This is a genomic window from Gordonia sp. HS-NH1 (assembly GCF_001418765.1).
Lineage (GTDB): Bacteria > Actinomycetota > Actinomycetes > Mycobacteriales > Mycobacteriaceae > Gordonia.
In genome coordinates this window covers 15,524-31,364 of sequence record NZ_LIYC01000049.1, presented here as the reverse complement: position 1 = coordinate 31,364, position 15,841 = coordinate 15,524, and the positions used below count along the sequence as shown (strand labels likewise).

Annotated in this window: 9 protein-coding genes; 4 read left to right on the top strand and 5 right to left on the bottom strand. The window is 72.1% G+C overall.

The window, feature by feature from the left end; genetic code table 11:
- The first annotated feature begins 111 nt into the window (after positions 1-111).
- Entirely contained in the window at positions 112-654 is a 543-nt protein-coding gene (locus tag AMD30_RS21805; protein WP_010844917.1) for a hypothetical protein, read from the top strand.
- Here AMD30_RS21805 and AMD30_RS21800 read toward each other — a convergent pair.
- The 3 genes from AMD30_RS21800 to AMD30_RS21790 all read right to left on the bottom strand — a co-directional run bounded on the left by AMD30_RS21800 (position 635) and on the right by AMD30_RS21790 (position 7,644).
- Positions 635-2,143: a dynamin family protein gene (locus AMD30_RS21800; RefSeq protein ID WP_010844916.1), complete on the bottom strand. Its 1,509-nt coding sequence runs from the start codon at positions 2,141-2,143 to the stop codon at positions 635-637. The two genes, AMD30_RS21805 and AMD30_RS21800, sit on opposite strands and share 20 nt — an antisense overlap.
- A complete protein-coding gene (locus tag AMD30_RS21795; protein ID WP_084817349.1) occupies positions 2,140-4,125 on the bottom strand; it encodes a dynamin family protein in 1,986 nt (661 codons plus the stop codon). The genes AMD30_RS21800 and AMD30_RS21795 overlap by 4 nt, the downstream gene beginning before the upstream one ends.
- Before the next feature lie 189 nt (positions 4,126-4,314).
- On the bottom strand, positions 4,315-7,644 hold the full coding sequence (locus AMD30_RS21790) for an IniB N-terminal domain-containing protein (protein ID WP_035718352.1): 3,330 nt from the start codon (positions 7,642-7,644) through the stop codon (positions 4,315-4,317).
- Between the two features lie 348 nt (positions 7,645-7,992).
- Here AMD30_RS21790 and AMD30_RS21785 point away from each other — a divergent pair, with 348 nt between their 5' ends.
- Complete coding sequence (locus AMD30_RS21785; protein ID WP_055477077.1) at positions 7,993-9,744, top strand: Hsp70 family protein; 1,752 nt, start codon at positions 7,993-7,995, stop codon at positions 9,742-9,744.
- 34 nt (positions 9,745-9,778) lie between these two features.
- Complete coding sequence (locus AMD30_RS21780; RefSeq protein ID WP_055477076.1) at positions 9,779-12,289, top strand: LuxR C-terminal-related transcriptional regulator; 2,511 nt, start codon at positions 9,779-9,781, stop codon at positions 12,287-12,289.
- Between the two features lie 85 nt (positions 12,290-12,374).
- Here AMD30_RS21780 and AMD30_RS21775 read toward each other — a convergent pair whose 3' ends face one another.
- The gene (locus AMD30_RS21775; RefSeq protein ID WP_055477074.1) at positions 12,375-13,280 is read right to left on the bottom strand and encodes an NADP-dependent oxidoreductase; all 906 of its coding nucleotides are present in this window, start codon (positions 13,278-13,280) and stop codon (positions 12,375-12,377) included.
- Between the two features lie 155 nt (positions 13,281-13,435).
- Between AMD30_RS21775 and AMD30_RS21770 the strand changes: the two genes are divergently transcribed.
- The gene (locus AMD30_RS21770; RefSeq protein WP_055477073.1) at positions 13,436-14,785 is read left to right on the top strand and encodes an aminotransferase class I/II-fold pyridoxal phosphate-dependent enzyme; all 1,350 of its coding nucleotides are present in this window, start codon (positions 13,436-13,438) and stop codon (positions 14,783-14,785) included.
- A 33-nt stretch (positions 14,786-14,818) separates the two neighbouring features.
- Here the strand turns inward: AMD30_RS21770 and AMD30_RS21765 are convergent, their stop codons facing one another.
- The gene (locus tag AMD30_RS21765; RefSeq protein WP_055477072.1) at positions 14,819-15,832 is read right to left on the bottom strand and encodes an LLM class flavin-dependent oxidoreductase; all 1,014 of its coding nucleotides are present in this window, start codon (positions 15,830-15,832) and stop codon (positions 14,819-14,821) included.
- Positions 15,833-15,841: the final 9 nt, after the last annotated feature.

The following is a 15,841-nucleotide window of genomic DNA, read 5'->3' as shown; positions in this document are numbered from 1 at the left end:
CCTCCACCGATCGGGGGACACCGGCCGATGTGGACGAGAAACGATAGGGACGAGACACGAGGTGCGTCGAGTTCGGGGAGTGGCAACCCACATGGGCACTACCATCGAGGAATGTCGAACGCCGACGCCTCCCCACCGCCCCGCCCGCGCGTCGCCGTCACACCGATGCGCCCGCAACGGCCGGTCGGACGCGCCTCCGCCATCCGGTACGTGATTCTCGGCTGGCTGATCTCGCTGGCCCTGGTGGTGGTGACTGTCGGACTGACACTGCTGTCCCTCAACGACATTCGGGCCACCCTGGCCGCAGACCTGGTTCGGGCCAATCCGGACAGCGGAACCGACGCCGCACGCGCTGTCGACATCTCGCTGATGGTCGGCGCGGTCATCGCCGGGATCGTGGTGGTCCTGGGCCTGTACGGATCTGCCCGGCTCTGGGACAGCCGACGGTCCGGTCGGACCATCCTCACCGTCGGGGCAGTCGTCGCCGTGGCCGGCGCGGGGGCGTTTCACCTCACGGTGAGTCCGTCCGCGACCGCTCTCGCCGATGTAGGATTTCCGGTTCTCGCACAATGGATTCCGGCGGCCGCGGCACTCGTCGCGGTGATCGCCACCGGGTTCTCCTACAGCCGGTCGGTCACGGCATCCCTGCGCTGAACCCGCCGTTGCCGCCGGCCTGGACGGCCGCGCCCAGTTGCGCGACGATGCCCTCCGCGCTGCGCACCGCCACCTGACACGCCGACGCCGAGGACGGCGGTAGGAGCGGGTGGCCGGCACGTGCCCGCCAGACACGCGCGGAGTCGATGGCGGCGTCTCGCAGCGTGTACACATCGGCGGTCGGTGGCAGCCCGAGCCGGGCCGCGGGGTCGATACCCGAACCGCCGATGAGTCGGGTGACCTCGGCGGTCTGGTCGGGGGGCAGGTCGACGCCACCGGCCCGGATGGTGCTGAGCAGGCGCAATTCGCGGAACCCGTGCACGTCGGCGAGTTCCCGACGGACCGAGGCGCGGACGTCGCGGGCTCCCGCCGACGGTGACGCGGCCAGCAGATGATCCATCGTCACCAGAGCGGAATGGGATTTGAGCTGGTCCGCGCGCTGTCCGAACTGGGTGTCGATGATGGCACCCAACTCGGAGAGTCCGCTGCGCTCGACGAGCTCGGCGGCCAGCGCTGACGACGAGGTGGCGCCGAAGCGGATGAGCGTGACCGCCATCCGGATCCCGAAGGCGCCGAAGCGTTCGGCCAGCGAACGACGCAGGTCCGCCGGGATGTCGGGCAGGATGTCGGGCCGGGAGAACCTGTCCATGGTCAGCAATGCCGCCTCGAGGTCGGGTCCCGGGGTCGACGCCAGCTGTGCCAGCGCGCGGAACTCGACCTCCCGCATCGTGCGGGCGGCGAGGGCCAGGAGTCCCGCGACCGGGACGACCGCCTGGCAGAGCCCGGTGCGTTCGAGCTCACCGGCGAACCGCCCGGCGATCTGATGGGCCGAGATCATCGCGTCCATCCGGCCCGCGCCGAGTTCGTCGGCCCGGGAGACGACGCCGATCACGCCGAGCGGACCCGACGAGCCGCCGATGGCGGACCCGATACGACGCAGCATCGTCGTGTCGGTGGCGGTCAGTGAACGCAGGAGGTAGACGACGGCGTCGACGCCGGACAGGCCGTCGTCGGGGGTGAGGAGCCGAAGCGTGGACGCGGACAGCTCGGTCGAGAGCGACGCCGTGCCCGGGGTGTCGACGATGGTCGTCGACTGCAGCGCCCGTGCCGGCCATTCGACGTCCAGGTGGTCGACGCGTTCGGCGGTGAGGCGCCCGAAATCGAAGCCGAGCCGGCCGTCGATCCGGGTGACCGGGATGCCGACCGCGCGGCCGTCGTCGACGTGGGCGGTGACCGACGGCGACCGGCCGTTGCGGTACCAGGTGACGACCCGCGTGCACTCGGTGGCATCGGTGGGGGCGATGTCCTGTCCGACAAGGGCATTCAGCAGAGTCGACTTCCCCGCCTTGAGCGAGCCGGCCAGCGCGACCCGCACCGGCTGGTACAACCGGTGTGCGCACACGTCGAGTTCGGCCTGTGCACGCGGGTCGTCGGCGAGGGCGGTGCGGGTGGCCTCGAGAAGTGCTCGGACGCGGGCGATGTCGGTCATCGGCGGGGGAGCTCCGTGGCGGGGTCGTCGGGGTCGAGGTGATCGGCGGCCTTGCGCAGGGCGGCCACCGCGGTGAGCCGGGACTCGAGTTCGGCGACCCGCCCGGATCGCTCCGAATCGGCGAGGGTCGCGGCAGACTGTGCGGCACTGAGGGATTCCGAGATCGACCGGGCGGTCTGTTCGGCCACCGAGCTGAAGTGGTCGCGGAGGACCCGCTGGATGACCCGCAACCGGTCGCGGGACTCCTTGCCGACCTGGAAACTGACGTCGTCGGTGAACGAGCGGACGGCGACCTTCGCCTTGGCGCGGCGCTCGAGAACCTTGGCCTCCTTGTCGTCCCGGTAGGCCTTGGTGCCGAGCAGCAACCCGGCGCCGACGGACACCGGGTTGATCAGCGCCATGCCGACCATCGTCGAGATGAGCCCGAACATCAGCACACCGCCGTACGAGCCGCGCATGCCGATCAGCAGCTTCTGGGCGACACCGACTCTGCCGCTGTCGAGTTCGGCGAGTTCGGCGACGGAGTCGAGAACGCCGGTGAGGTCCGCGACGTCGATGTCGGGGAGCGAGTTCTGACCGGCGGCCGCGAAGTGGTCGGCGACTCTCTCGGCGAGCCACACCGACCGCTCGTGCGCCCAGACGAAGTTGTCGCCGACGACCGCCGCGGTCTGGTCGGCCAGCCAGTCGCTCAACTGTTCCCAGTCGACCCCCGGATCGCCCTCGTCGATCGCCCGTTCGGCTTCCCGGGTCACCGCGCGGAGACGGTCCCGCAGGTCGTGGTCGATGTCGGCGGCGAGGTCGGCGATCCCGTCGGCCAGCGTCTGTTGCCACTGGGCGGACTGCCGGCGCATGGCCTCGGCGTCGGACTTGGCCTCCCGGAGTGCTCCGACGGCGCGGCCGGCGGTCTCCGGATCACGCAGGGCGGCGAGCTCGCTGCTCAGCGTGAGGGCGAGATGTTCACTGACGACGCGCAGGTCGGTGGCGACGGTGGTGCGGGTCGCCTGCCGGGCGGTCGCCACCACGCGCTCGCGCAGGTAGCGGTACAGCTCGAGGAATCCGGCCTCCGCATTGAGTTTCTCGTCGCCGAGGCGCAGCGCGTGCGTACGGAGCACAGACGACACCGGGAGCAGCGGGATGTCGAGGCCCGCGGTCTGCAGATGCGCCCGGTCGGCGTCGACGATGGCCCGCCAGTGCGGATACAGGTCGGTTTTCGTGATCAGGCACGCGATCGTCGGGCACAGTCCGGCCACCTGCTGGAGGAACGACATCTCCGGTGCGGTGAACTCCTGGCTGGCATCGGACACCACGAGCACTGCGTCGGCCGCCGCGACCATGCCCAATGTTGCTGCGGCATACGGGTGCCCGTGGCCGCCGACGCCGGGGGTGTCCACGAGGACCAGGCCGTCGGCCAGCAGCGGGCCGGGTGCCTCGATCTCGAGGCGAAGTACCTCGCGGCCTCCGGCGAGCGGGGAGTCGGGGGTGATGCCGGCGATGGCGTCCATCGGCACCGGGATGCGGTTGTCTGTCGACGGGCCGTCGACGATCAGATGAGCCGCCGGCTGCGGGGCGTGTGAGATGACGGTCGGGACCGCGGTCGTCTCGTCGTCGCCGACCGAGCACACGTCGAGGTTGAGCAGGGCGTTGACGAAAGAACTCTTGCCCTGTTTGAGCTGACCCACCACGACGATCCGCAGCCGGGGGTCGGTGATCCGGGTGCGCGCGCCGTCGAGCCGGCTGACGAGATCGTTGCGACCGGCCTCCCGGGCCACCTCGGACATCGTGGCCAGCAGGTCGCCGATGGTGCTGGGCGACTGCGTCGTCGCGGGCGGAGACGTCCGGGACGGGACGGCGGCATGTGCTGATCGGGCCGGTGTGGCCGGTGTGGCCGGGGTCGGCGGTGTCCGGGCCGGGGCGGGGTCCTGGGCGTCCCGACCGGCTGCGTGCCGGCCGACTCGAGGCGGTTCGGCGGGTGGAGTCGTCATGGTGTCCTCACGGTAGCGGTGAGTCGGCGCGTCCGGTCGGCATCGGCCGGGCTTTCGCATGTGGCCGGTCGGTGCGACCGCGGTCGGGCCGGTTGAGGGGACGCGGACGAGGACCGCCCCGGGGCCGGCCCACGTCCAGGGTTGCTGGAGCGATGGGCGGTCCCGGGGCGGGTTGCCGACCTGAAGGGGTCAGTCGGCCTCGGGTCCGGCGTCCGGGGTGTCGACGCCGATCCCGGTGTCTGTGTCGCCACCGAGGCCACCGGTCAGGCCTCCGGTGAGGCCCCCGGTCAATCCGCCGGTGAGACCGGCGGTCGTGTCGGCCACGCCGCCGACGGTCGTGTCGAGTGCGCCGCCGAGTCCGGCGTCGGTGTCGGTCGCGCCGCCGAGGTCGAGGCCGCCCTCCGCACCGGCACCGCCACCCGCGTCGACTCCGCCACCGGCGACCGCGCCACCGGTGAGTCCACCGGCCACCCCGCCGACGATGTCCGTCGTCGTGTCGAGGGTGCCGCCGACGGTCGTGTCGAGGGTGCCGCCGATCCCGGTCTCGAGCGAACCCGCGGTCTCGCCGACCGCGTCGACCGCCCCGCCGGCGGTGCCGGAGATCGCGGTGGTCAGCTCCGCGGTGACGTCTGCCGGCAGCTCGGTGTCGAGCGCGCCGCCCAGGCCCAGGTCGCCACCCAGGCCGAGGTCCCCACCCAGTCCGCCGCCGAGGCCGGCGCCGGTGTCGAGACCCAGGGCACCGTCGAGCACCGGACCGGCGGTGGCTCCCAGCGCGGCGTCGCCGATACCGAGTCCGGTTTCCAGGGTGCCGGCGAGTCCGCCCTCCAGGGTGGTGTCCAGTCCAGCGACCAGGTCCGTGCCGGTCTCGGCCACGGTGCCCAGGCCGGCCAGGGTCCCGGCGCCCAGGTTGCCGGTGAGGCTGTCGACGACCGTGCCGCCGAGTGATTCGGTGACCAGGATCGGGCCGCCGACGGTGATGGTGCCCTCGGGGGAGAGGATGAGGCTCGGGTTGATGATCGCCTCGAGTTCACCGGTCAGCGCGCCGCCGAGGCCACCGGTGGCCTCCAGGGTCGAGTCCAGGGTGGCGACGAGGCCGTCGGTGGCCGACAGGTCCACGTCGAGCGCGGTGCTGAGAACGGTGCTGAGGGCCGCGGGGAGGTCGGCTCCGGCCGTCAGCTGGCCGGCGAGCGAACCACCGAGTTCCCCGCTCAACGCGGTCCCGAGGACGGCGCCCAGTGACGCGCCGAGGTCGGCGCCGACATCGCCGCCGGCTGCCAGCACGGCCTCGAGGGTCCCGCTGAGGTCGGCTGCGGTCTCGGTCACCAGGCCGAGTCCTGCGCCGGCGTCGAGAGCGGCGTCCAGCGCCCCACCGAGCTGCGCGATCAGTGCGCCGTCGACACCGAGAGCACCACCCAGATCCGCGGCCAGCAGTTCGCCGAGGTTCAGGCCGGCGCCGGCCGCGGCGTCGAGGATGCCCTCGATGCCGGTGGTCGCGCCCAGCACGCCGCCCAGGGTGGCCCCGAGTCCGGCTGCGAGGTCGCCGCCACCGCCGACGATCGCGCCCAGCTGCGCGGCCAGGTCGGTCGCCAGGCCGCCCTCGAGCAGACCCGTGAGGTCGGCACCGAGAACGCCGCCCAGCTCGAGCGCACCGCCCAGGGCCGCCCCCAGGTCGGCACCCGCGGCAGCACCCAGGACGCCGGAGAGCACCGTGCTCAGCGCGGTGTCGAGGCCTGCGCCGGCCGACAACAGACCGTTGAGTGCGGCACCGAGTTCGGTGCCGAGCCCGCCCACGACCCCGAGGCCGCCGCCGAGTGCGCCCTCGACCGCGCCACCGAGGCCGGCGCCCAGTCCGGCACCGAGACCCAGACCTGCGTCCAGTGCGCCACCGACCCCGGCTCCGAGTGCACCACCGAGACCGAGTCCGGTCTCGAGGGCGCCGCCGAGGCCTGCGGTCAGGTCGGCGGCCAGGCCACCTTCGAGGGCCGCGGCCAGGGTGCCGCCCAGTGCCGCTCCGAGATCAGCAGCAGCCTCGCCACCGACCTCGAGGCCGGCGGCCAGGGCGCCCGCGAGCGTCGTGCCGAGGTCGCCGCCCGCTTCGAGCAGTGCCTCGATGTCGACGATCCCGCCGACTTCGAGAACGGATTCGAGCGCCGCGGCGAGACCGGCCTGAGCGCCGCCGCCGACACCGAGTGCGGCGGTCAAGGCGCCACCGAGCACGGCGTTCGCACCGGCCGCGCCGGTCAGGACCAGGCCGCCGGTCGCTGCTGCAGTCGAGGTCAGGGCGACACCCAGTGCGGTGCCGAGGGACGCGGCGGCCGTACCGCCCGCGGCCAGGGTCGAGCTGAGGGCGCCGCTGAGCGTGGCGCCGAGTTCGCCGGACAGATCGGCGATGGCCTGCGCGTCGAGCAGACCCGACAGCGTCGCGGAGAGGTCGCCGGCGACGTCGAGAGTGGAGGTGAGAGCCGCGGTCAGATCTCCGGACAGCTCGGCACCGAGGCCGAGTGCGCCGGTGAGGACCGCCGAGAGTGCGCCGCCGGCCCCGAGGCCGGCACCGAGCGCGGCCGCGAGGTCGGCACCGAGTGCGCCGCCCGCGCCGATCGTGGCACCGAGCAGACCGCCCAGCGTCGCACCGAAGGAGCCGGCGAGTTCGCCACCCACGCCGAGTGCCGCGGACAGCTGTGCGGCGAGGCCGCCGCCGAGTCCCAGGCCGAGGTCGGCACCTGCGGCGAGGAGCGCGTCGAGCGACGCACCGAGCTGCGCGACCAGAGCGCCTTCGGCGCCGATCGCACCGGCCAGCGATCCGGCGATGACCGGGCCGATGCCCGCGCCGAGCTCGAGTCCGCCGTCGACGATCGTTTCGAGAGCGGCTCCGAGTGCCGCACCGAACTGTGCTGCGATCGCGCCGCCGGCGCCGACACCGGCCGCCAGCGCCGCACCCAGTGCGACGGCCAGCTGGCCGGCGAGGTCGAGGTCACCGAATGCGATACCGCCGAGGTCGAGATCGGCCAGGGACAGACCGGAGAGGTCGATGTCTCCCAGCCCGATGCCTCCGAGGAGGCCGCCGAAGTCGATGTCGCCCAGAGCGATTCCGCCCAGGTCGAGTCCACCCACGCCGAGGCCGCCGAGATCGAGCCCGCCGATGTTCACATCACCGAAGTCGACGTCGCCACCGCCGAGGTTGATGTCGCCGAGGTTCAGGCCGCCCAGACCGATACCGCCGCCGACCACGCCTCCGCCGACCACGCCTCCGCCGACCACGCCTCCGCCGACCACGCCGCCGCCGACTGCGCCGCCGACTGCTCCACCGCCGGCACCGATGATCGCGCCGAGTCCACCGGCGGCTCCGCCGGCCAGACCGGCATCCGCCACCAGCGGGGCCGCCGCGGAGACGTCGGCCGGGGTGATGCCGGTGAGTCCGGCACGGTCGATGGCGGCCTGGGGGTTGCCGCAGTAGGCGTTGAAGGATTCCTCGTCGCGAAGCAGACCGAGGATGAAGTCGAGTACCGCGTTGGTCGGCATGGCGTCGTTCCTTGCGTCGGGGAGATCGGAGTTCGATCCCGTGTCGAGTTCGACCGTATGGACTTCGGCGCGCGACGACATCGGGGTAAATCCCCAGTCCTGTGGCGGAGGGGGGTCTCGTCGGTGGCATAGGGGATCCGACCGGGGATCGGGGCTCGTCCGCCGCACGGGTGGGGGTGTCGGGACTTTCCCCCTAATCTCCGGCCAGGGCTAACACCCGGGGACCGGTACGCGACACACTGGGTGAAGTGCACCGCCGGGGCCGGGGCACGTGACATCGACGGTGAGCTCACGAGATGAGCGACCGTCACCGACCACCGTCTGCAGGTGCGAACAGGAGTGACCGTCATGGCCATCGGGATCGGTGTGAAGATCGGAACCGCGAACAGCGTCGCGGTAGCTGCTTCGAAACAGTCCTGGGAGGGTGCGGTCTCGGTCGAGACCTCCGCTCTGGTCGATGCCGACGACTTCCTCGGACGGGTCGGCGACCCGGTACCGATGCTCGACGAGCACGGACGCACGATCGCGGCCGCCGACATCTACGCCGACGCGGTCGCGGCGCTGATCACCCGGCTCGACCTCGGCGCGGACTCGACGTCGTTCGACGATCTGCACATGAGTGTCGTGTATCCGGACAACTGGACCGATCAAGCCGTCGACGAGGCCCGGGCGGCGCTCGCGGCCCACCCCGACACGGTGCCGGCGGAGTCGACCACCTGGGTGCCCGAATCGCGGGCGATCCTGGCCGCCGCCGAACACGCCGAGGGCGCCTTCGGCGAGGGCACCGTCGTCGTCTGCGATCTCGGCGCCGCCGGCCTCACCGTCTCCGTCCTGGCCACCGGCTCCGACCCGGTCCGCCTCGGCCGGCCCGTGCACCTGGACACCGTGAGCGGCAACGAGTTCGATCGCCTGGTGCTCGCGCACACGCTCCGGGTGACCGGTGCCGACGCCGAGGTCGACTCGGGTCTGGCCGATCTGCAGCGCAGTGATGCGATCCTCGACGACGTCAATCGGTTGCGCGCCGACTGCCGACGGGCCAAGGAGTCGTTGTCGGTCGACACCGACACCGTCGTCGGAGTGCGGATCGGAGCCGTCCACACCGAGGCGCGATTGGTCCGCGACGACATCGAGGATCTGCTCCGCGCGCCCGTCATGGAATCGGTTGCCCTCGTCCGCGAAGCTCTTGCCGCCTCCGCGAGCGGTGTCGACTCCGGAACGGCTGCCGCAGGACTGAAGCCGGCGGGGGTGACAGCGGTTGTCCTCGGTGGCGGCGGTGCCGCGATCCCACTCGTGACCGAGATGCTGTCCTCGACCCTGCGCCTGCCGGTCGTCCTCGACTCCGATCCGGCCTCCGCATCGGCAGCCGGTGGCGCGCTCCTGGCGGGCGCGGCGCTCTCCGCGCAGCGGTCGGCGATCACTCCCGCGGCCGTCGCGACGACCGCATCGATCGTCCCGGCCTCACCCGAAGACCGGCCGCTCCGCGAGATCGTCCCGGCTCCGAGCACTCCGCTGACCGAGCCCGCCCCGCGGTTGTCGCGGCGCAAGCGCGGGACGCTGATCACGCTCGGGGCCGCCGCATTGGCCCTGGTCACGGCCACCGGACTCTCCGTCGGTACCGGACTCGTAGGCTCCGTCGGCGAGGCCACACCCCCACCAGCGGGTGCGGCGACCACGACGGCCAGCTCGACGCAGAACCCCGGCGGCGGCCGGAACACCACCGTGGCGGGTGCACGGCCCGGCACCACTGCGGCGCCGGCGACCGATGCCGGCACCCGGGCTCCCGGCGCCGGAACCGGCACACCGGGACGGGCCGCCACCAACGCGCCGACGGGTGGCGCGCCTGCCCCCGGAACCACCCCCGGGCGTCAGGCTCCGGCGCCGGCACCCGCGCCGGCACCTGCTGTGCCGTCGGTCCCGTCGGCACCGGGCGGCCCGCCGGCGCCCAGCCAGCCCGAGCCGGAACTCCCCGAGCCCGGCACCGGTGGCAACACCGGCGGCGGCGGGACGGCCGGCGAGGTCCTGGAGGTGCCCGGCCGGGTCCTCGACGGCACCGGTCGGATCGTGTGCGGCGTGACCGGCGTCGTCGGCGTCGACTGCTGAGCCCGTTGACTCCCGGTCTGGTGTGGACTGTTCGATGACGCCGACGACATCGGTCTCGACGATCGGCGACCGACCGGACCCCTCGCCCCCCGTGTCGCGCACCACGTCGTGGGTGACGAGCATCGTCGACCGTGCGCACCGGGGCCATCCGCTGTGTGCCGTCGCCGTCGGCACCCCGGGCAGCGGCCGGTCGGCGCTGCTGGGCGCCGTGCACGAGCAGCTTCGGCGGCGGGGCCTGCCGGTGAGTGTCGGCCTGCCGGCGGGCGGCGAGACCGGCCCCGTGTTCGTCCTCGCCGACGACATGCACTTGTGGCCCGCTCCCGTGATCGCGACCACGTTGGGCATGCTCGACGCCGGGACGATCGGGCTGATCGCCACGACCGAACCGCGGGAACTGGACCCGAACGTCCGCCTACTCCGCGACCGCGCCCGGCCCTACGGCGCCGTGCTCGAACTGGAGGCGTTGGGCACCGCTGATGTCCTGACCCGCTCGGCCCGCGCGGGAATCACGCTCGAGCCGACCATGGCGTCGCAGATCCGTCGACGCTGTGGTGGTGCGCAAGTACTCGTCGACACCGCGCTCGCGGCGATCCGGAACGCGGCGGGCGGCGTCCCGCAGATCGTCGGCGAGCCTGCGGCCGACGTGATCGCGATCGTCGATCAGGTTGCCCGCGAATGGCATCACCGGCTGCTGCGCGGGCTCGATCCGCTGACGCTGGCGGTGCTGGCCCTCGCCTCGGTCCGGGCACCACTCGACCCCGACAGCGTCGCCGATGCGACCGGCGTCGACCGGGCCGACGCGGCCGGGGCCATCGATCGGGCACGAGGGTGTGGCCTGCTGCGCGGATCGGACGTCTTCGTCTCGGCGGCCGCCGGGCCGCTGCGGGATGTGCTGGGCGACCGGCGGATCGACGAGCTCCGGCACAACTCCGTGGCAGCCGGTCTACGCGCGGCCGAACTCACCCCCGACACCGCCCTGCTCGCGGCCGAGGCGGGCGTCGACGACCCACGCATCGTCGACGCGTTGCTGGCCGGTGCTGCCGACGCGACCGCTGCGCGGGCGGTGGTCCTCCTCCGGGCCGCCGATCGGGTGGAGCCGGGACGCGATGACGTCCGGCTGCTGATGGCGCAGCGTGCCCTGTCGTCGGGTGACCTCGACGGTGCGGGCGCCGTCGCCGATCAGCGGCTGGAGGCGGCCGGCCCGACCGACCCCGGGGTGCAGGAGTGGGTGGAACTCGCCGCCACTGTCGCCGCGCATCGCGGTCTCGCCTCACACGCCGCCGACCTGTATCGCTGGCTCGGATCGAATCCGACGAGTACGCAGTCCCTTTCGGCCGCGGTCTCGCTGCTCGCAGTCGGCGACCGCGCGGCGGTCACCGCCATCGCCGGGGCGGACCGCGGCCGCGCGCCGGTGGCGAGTCGGGCCGCTCGGTCGATGGTGGTCCGCGGCTTGCTGGCCACCGTCGGAGAAGCGGGTGACACGATCGCCGGTGATGCGGTGGACTCCGTGATCCGTGGCCTCTCCGCCGGGGGGTCCGCGTCACGGGGGCCGTACGCGATCCGGATCCTGCAGGCGGCCGTCGCGATGATGCTCAACCACGGTGACATCGCTGCCGCGCAGACGATCCGGACGGCAGCACCGGAGTCGGGGCGAGCTCTCATCGACGCCGAGATCGCGCTGACGGCCGGTGATCTCGAGGCAACCGCACGTCTGTTGCCGTCGGACGATCCGGTGGCGATGTCCGATCGGCTTCGGTGGCAGGCGATCCGGCTGGGACTGGCCCGACGCCAGGGTGACATCCCGGCGCTGACCGCGGCGTGGCAGCACGGATTGCCGCTGCTCGCCGCCACGGAGGTGGACCTCTATCTGCTGCGTTCGCTCGGCGAGTTCTGGATCGGCGCAGCGTGTCTCGAGCAGGTGCCGGCGATCACCCGATATGTCGACGCGGCCGACAGGTTGCTTGCGGCTCTCGACAACCCCCCGGCGTGGTCGGCGTCCTGGGACTTCGCGGGGGTACAGGCCGCGGCCATCGCACGTGATGACTCCGCCGTGGCGCACCGGTTGGCGCGTCTGGACCGCGCGGCTGCGCAGGACCGGACGGCCCGACTGCTGGCGAGGAGTGCCCACGCCTGGGTGTCTCTGACCCTCGATGGCACCGACGCCGGCGCCGAGACCGCCGCGGACGAGGTCCCCGGGTCCGTCGACGCGCTGCGCAGTGTCGGGTTGCACTGGGAGGCAGCCCGGTTGGCGGGTATGGCCGCTCTGCGTGCCGACGATCCGTCGACCGCGGCCGGCCTCCTTGACACCGCGCGATCGGCCGGCGAGGACCGGCACCGCACTCCGCCGGCCGGCGGGCCGCTCACCGAGCGTGAGGCAGAGGTCGCGCACGAACTGCTGCAAGGATTGACCCACCGGGAAATCGGTGAGCGACTGTACATCTCGGCGAAGACCGTCGAGCATCACGTCGCCCGGATCCGGCGCCGGCTCGACGCCGGATCCCGGTCGGAACTGCTCGCCGCCCTGCGTGCGGCCGGATATCGGTGACCTCGGCTATAGGTCCGACGGGCGCGGGAGCGGTCTCAGCCGAGACGTGCAGAACAGCGCGGTCCGGAGGTGTGTGTGGCCGCGCTCAGTCGTCGATCGTCACCACCACTTTCCCTCGTCCGTGGCCGGTCTCGACCGCAGCATGTGCCGCGACGACGTCCGACAGCGAATAGGTCCTGATCGGCATCGTCAGAAGGCCCTGACCGGCCAGATCCACCACCCGGGCCAGGCGCGCCGGATCTCGCGGCGCCCGAACCACCCGCGTGCCGAGCGCGGCCGCGGACTCGTCGTCGACGATGGTGCCGATCCGGGCTCGATCGATTCCGAGTTCCACGGACGCGGAGACTGCCCCGCGTCCCGCGGCGTCGAGCGCCACCGACGGTATGAGGCCGGTGGCCCGGATCTCGTCGACGAGGCCGGGCCCGTAGGCCACGGGGATCGCACCGAGGTCGCGGAGATACTCGTGATTGCCCGCGCTCGCGGTCCCGATGACGGTGGCGCCGAGTAGTCGTGCGAGTTGCACCGCAAGGGTTCCCACCGAACCCGCGGCAGCATGTATCAGGAGCACGTCGCCCGGCTCGACGCCGAGCTCTTCCAAGGCCCCGGTCGCCGTCTGCCCGGCGGCCACCAGCCCCGCGGCGGTGGCGAAGTCCAGGTCGGCGGGCTTGGGGACCAGCGTGTCGGCCGACGTGACCACCATCGATGCCTGACCACGCAGCATCGTCGAGCCGAGCACCGCGTCTCCAGGTGCCACCGAGGTGACCCCATCTCCGACGAGGTCGACGACCCCCGAGAACTCCTGGCCGATCTGCTGGGGAAACACCGGGGTCACCCAGGGCATCGTGCCCTTGCGCACCGCGAGATCGAACGGCTGCACCCCCGCTGCCCGAACGCGGACGCGGACCTCCCCGACGTCGGGTTCGGGGTCGGGCAGTTCGGCGAGACGTAAGACGTCGGGTGGGCCGTGGCGGTCGAAGACTGTTGCGATCACGAGGACAGGCTGCAACTTCAAGTGCGGCTGAAGTCAAACCCCGGTACGAGGGACACGGCATTCCGGTTCGCTATGTTTTCGTCCCGATGCAACCAAACTCTCGACCAATGATCACATAACGGGCATACTGTCCTCGTGAGCTCCGCGGTGGACCGATGACGGTGACTGATGGCACGGATCTGTTGGTGTCCTCACTGTCGGCGAACGGCTCCCGGACGTCCGACCAGGTCCGCGACGTCACCGCACGCCTGATCCGGGACGGCAAGCTGGCCGTCGGCACCCGCCTCCCGACCATCCGTGAACTGACACACCGATCGGGGTTGAGCACACGATCGATCGTGTCGGCCTGGGGTGAATTGCGGCGGGAGGGGCTGATCGAGACGAACCGCCGAGGTGGCACGGTGGTCGTGAACTCCGCCGCGGCGACTCCGTCCTGGGCCGACCGTGATCTGCTCACCGGTAGCCCCGACTACGCACTGCAGCCCGATCTCGCGCGTGCGCTGTCGGCCGGACTTCGATCCGATCATCTCAATCATCCGGGGCGCGAATACATCACGAGCCGACTCCACGATGCGGTGGTGGGGGACTGGCCATTCGAGGCGGCATCGTTCGTCGCCGCGGGCGGCGGGTCGGAGGGTCTGTTGCTGGCGGTCGAGGCGGCGGCACCGCCGGGCTCGGTGGTCGCCGTCGAGGAGCCGGTGATGCCCGGCTTCCTCGACACGCTCGCCGAGGTGGGATACCGCGTGGTCGGGATCGCGTCGGACGAGTCCGGTGCTCGCCCAGAGTCCTTCTCCGCCGCGCTGGACACCGACCCCGCCGTGATCGTCCTGCAACCCGAGGGCGGTTATGCGGCGGGCGGGACCCTCACCGCGGACCGTCGGTCGGAACTGGTCGCGATCATGGCCGACACGGACCGCGGCCCGTGGATCGTCGAGGACGACGCCGTGGGTCCGCTCGCCGACGCCCAGGCGCCATCACTCGGTGAGCACTTCCCCGAGCGGACCGTGCGTGTCCGCAGCTATTGCAAGGCTTTCGGCATGGACATCAAGACCTGCGTCATCGGCGGCAGCGATGAACTGATCAACCGGGCGATCCGGCTCCGCGTCCACGGCATCGCGGCCAACAGCCGCATCCTGCAGAACGCCCTCGCGCATCTGATCGCCGATCCGGAGACCGACACCGTCATCGAGACCGCACGCACGCGCTATCGGAACCGTCGCGAGGCGCTGCTCGCCGAGTTGACCGCACGCGGGGTTCGTGCCCGCTCGGGTCCGAACAGCCTGGTGTTGTGGGCCGAGGTGCGCGACGAGACCGGCGCCCAGATCGAGTTGGCGCGCCGCGGGATTCACGTCGGTTCCGGAGCGCGATCCTTCGTCGACCCGTTGGGTCACGGCCTGTTGCGGATCGCGGTGCCGCAACTGCCCGACGATCCGGGCGCGATCGCGGAGCTCGCGGATGCCGTCGCGGCCGTCGCGGGCGCCGTGCACCGCGAATTCCTCGACTGAAAGTGCCTCGAAACGACTGTCGGCAGTGCGATCTCAGACCCGCCCCGTGCGCGCGACCGACAGTGCCGGGACGATCTGCGTGGCAATCCGCGCCATGCACTCCCCGTGCCGGGCGTGGTCGAGCGCGAGCGGGACATGGAACAGCCAGTCCGTGGATCGCGTGACCAGCGGACTGTCGCGTAACGCGTCGACCACCGTGCTGACGTCCCCGCAGTGGATGGCGAGATCGGCGCGGTAGGTCGCCGCATCACGATCGTCGAGTTTGTCGGCGTAATAGGCCGGACTCGTGGCGATGTCGAGGTCGAAGATGTCCCGAGCATCGGTGTCGGTCTCCCCGGGAACAACGGCGATCGTGCCACCGACCCGCGGTGACGGGTGCCCCGGGCCGTCGGGCCGGAACGCGTCGAGGTAGGCGTCGATCAACTCGTCGGCGCCGCCGGGGCCGGCCGATTCGGAAGCGGTGTGTGCCAACAGGCCGTCGCCGGAGCGTGCGGCGTGCCGTGCGGTCTCCTGGTCACCCGTGGACTGCCATACCCGCGCTCGCAGCGACCGGGGGTCCGGATGTACGGGCACCCCGGGCGCCACCCGGCCGGTCTCGAGCAGCCGGTGCAGCGCCTCTCGCCGCGAGGCGTAGAGCGCCTCCCGATCATCCTGTGCGAGACCGAAACCGGCATACGTGGTCGCCGACAGGCCGAAGCCGAGGCCCTTGCCGATGCCGAGTTCGAGACGGCCGTCGCTCAACTCGTCGGTGACCGCCGCGTCCTCGACGAGCCGCACCGGGTTCTCGAAGGGCAATGCGACGACGCCACTGCCCACCCGGATCCGGCTGGTGCGCTGGGCCACTGCGGCGAGCAGGGGAAACGGCGTCGGAAGTGCCGCCGAGTGGGCGCCGAAATGGCGCGTGGCGAACCAGATCGTGTGGAATCCCAGGCGCTCGGCCTCGACGGCCAGGTCGATGGCCGACCGGTAGACCGAGCCGGTCGGCGGGCCGGTACGGACCTGGACGAACAGCGAGGAACGTGGCGCGATGACCGTCCTGGCTGTCACGGGTGGGTA

Bases quoted from the DNA above. Each gene is read 5' to 3' on its own strand.
- AMD30_RS21805 (WP_010844917.1), top strand. From the start codon at position 112: ATGTCGAACGCCGACGCCTCCCCACCGCCCCGCCCGCGCGTCGCCGTC.
- AMD30_RS21800 (WP_010844916.1), bottom strand. From the start codon at position 2,143: ATGACCGACATCGCCCGCGTCCGAGCACTTCTCGAGGCCACCCGCACC.
- AMD30_RS21795 (WP_084817349.1), bottom strand. From the start codon at position 4,125: ATGACGACTCCACCCGCCGAACCGCCTCGAGTCGGCCGGCACGCAGCC.
- AMD30_RS21790 (WP_035718352.1), bottom strand. From the start codon at position 7,644: ATGCCGACCAACGCGGTACTCGACTTCATCCTCGGTCTGCTTCGCGAC.
- AMD30_RS21785 (WP_055477077.1), top strand. From the start codon at position 7,993: ATGGCCATCGGGATCGGTGTGAAGATCGGAACCGCGAACAGCGTCGCG.
- AMD30_RS21780 (WP_055477076.1), top strand. From the start codon at position 9,779: ATGACGCCGACGACATCGGTCTCGACGATCGGCGACCGACCGGACCCC.
- AMD30_RS21770 (WP_055477073.1), top strand. From the start codon at position 13,436: ATGACGGTGACTGATGGCACGGATCTGTTGGTGTCCTCACTGTCGGCG.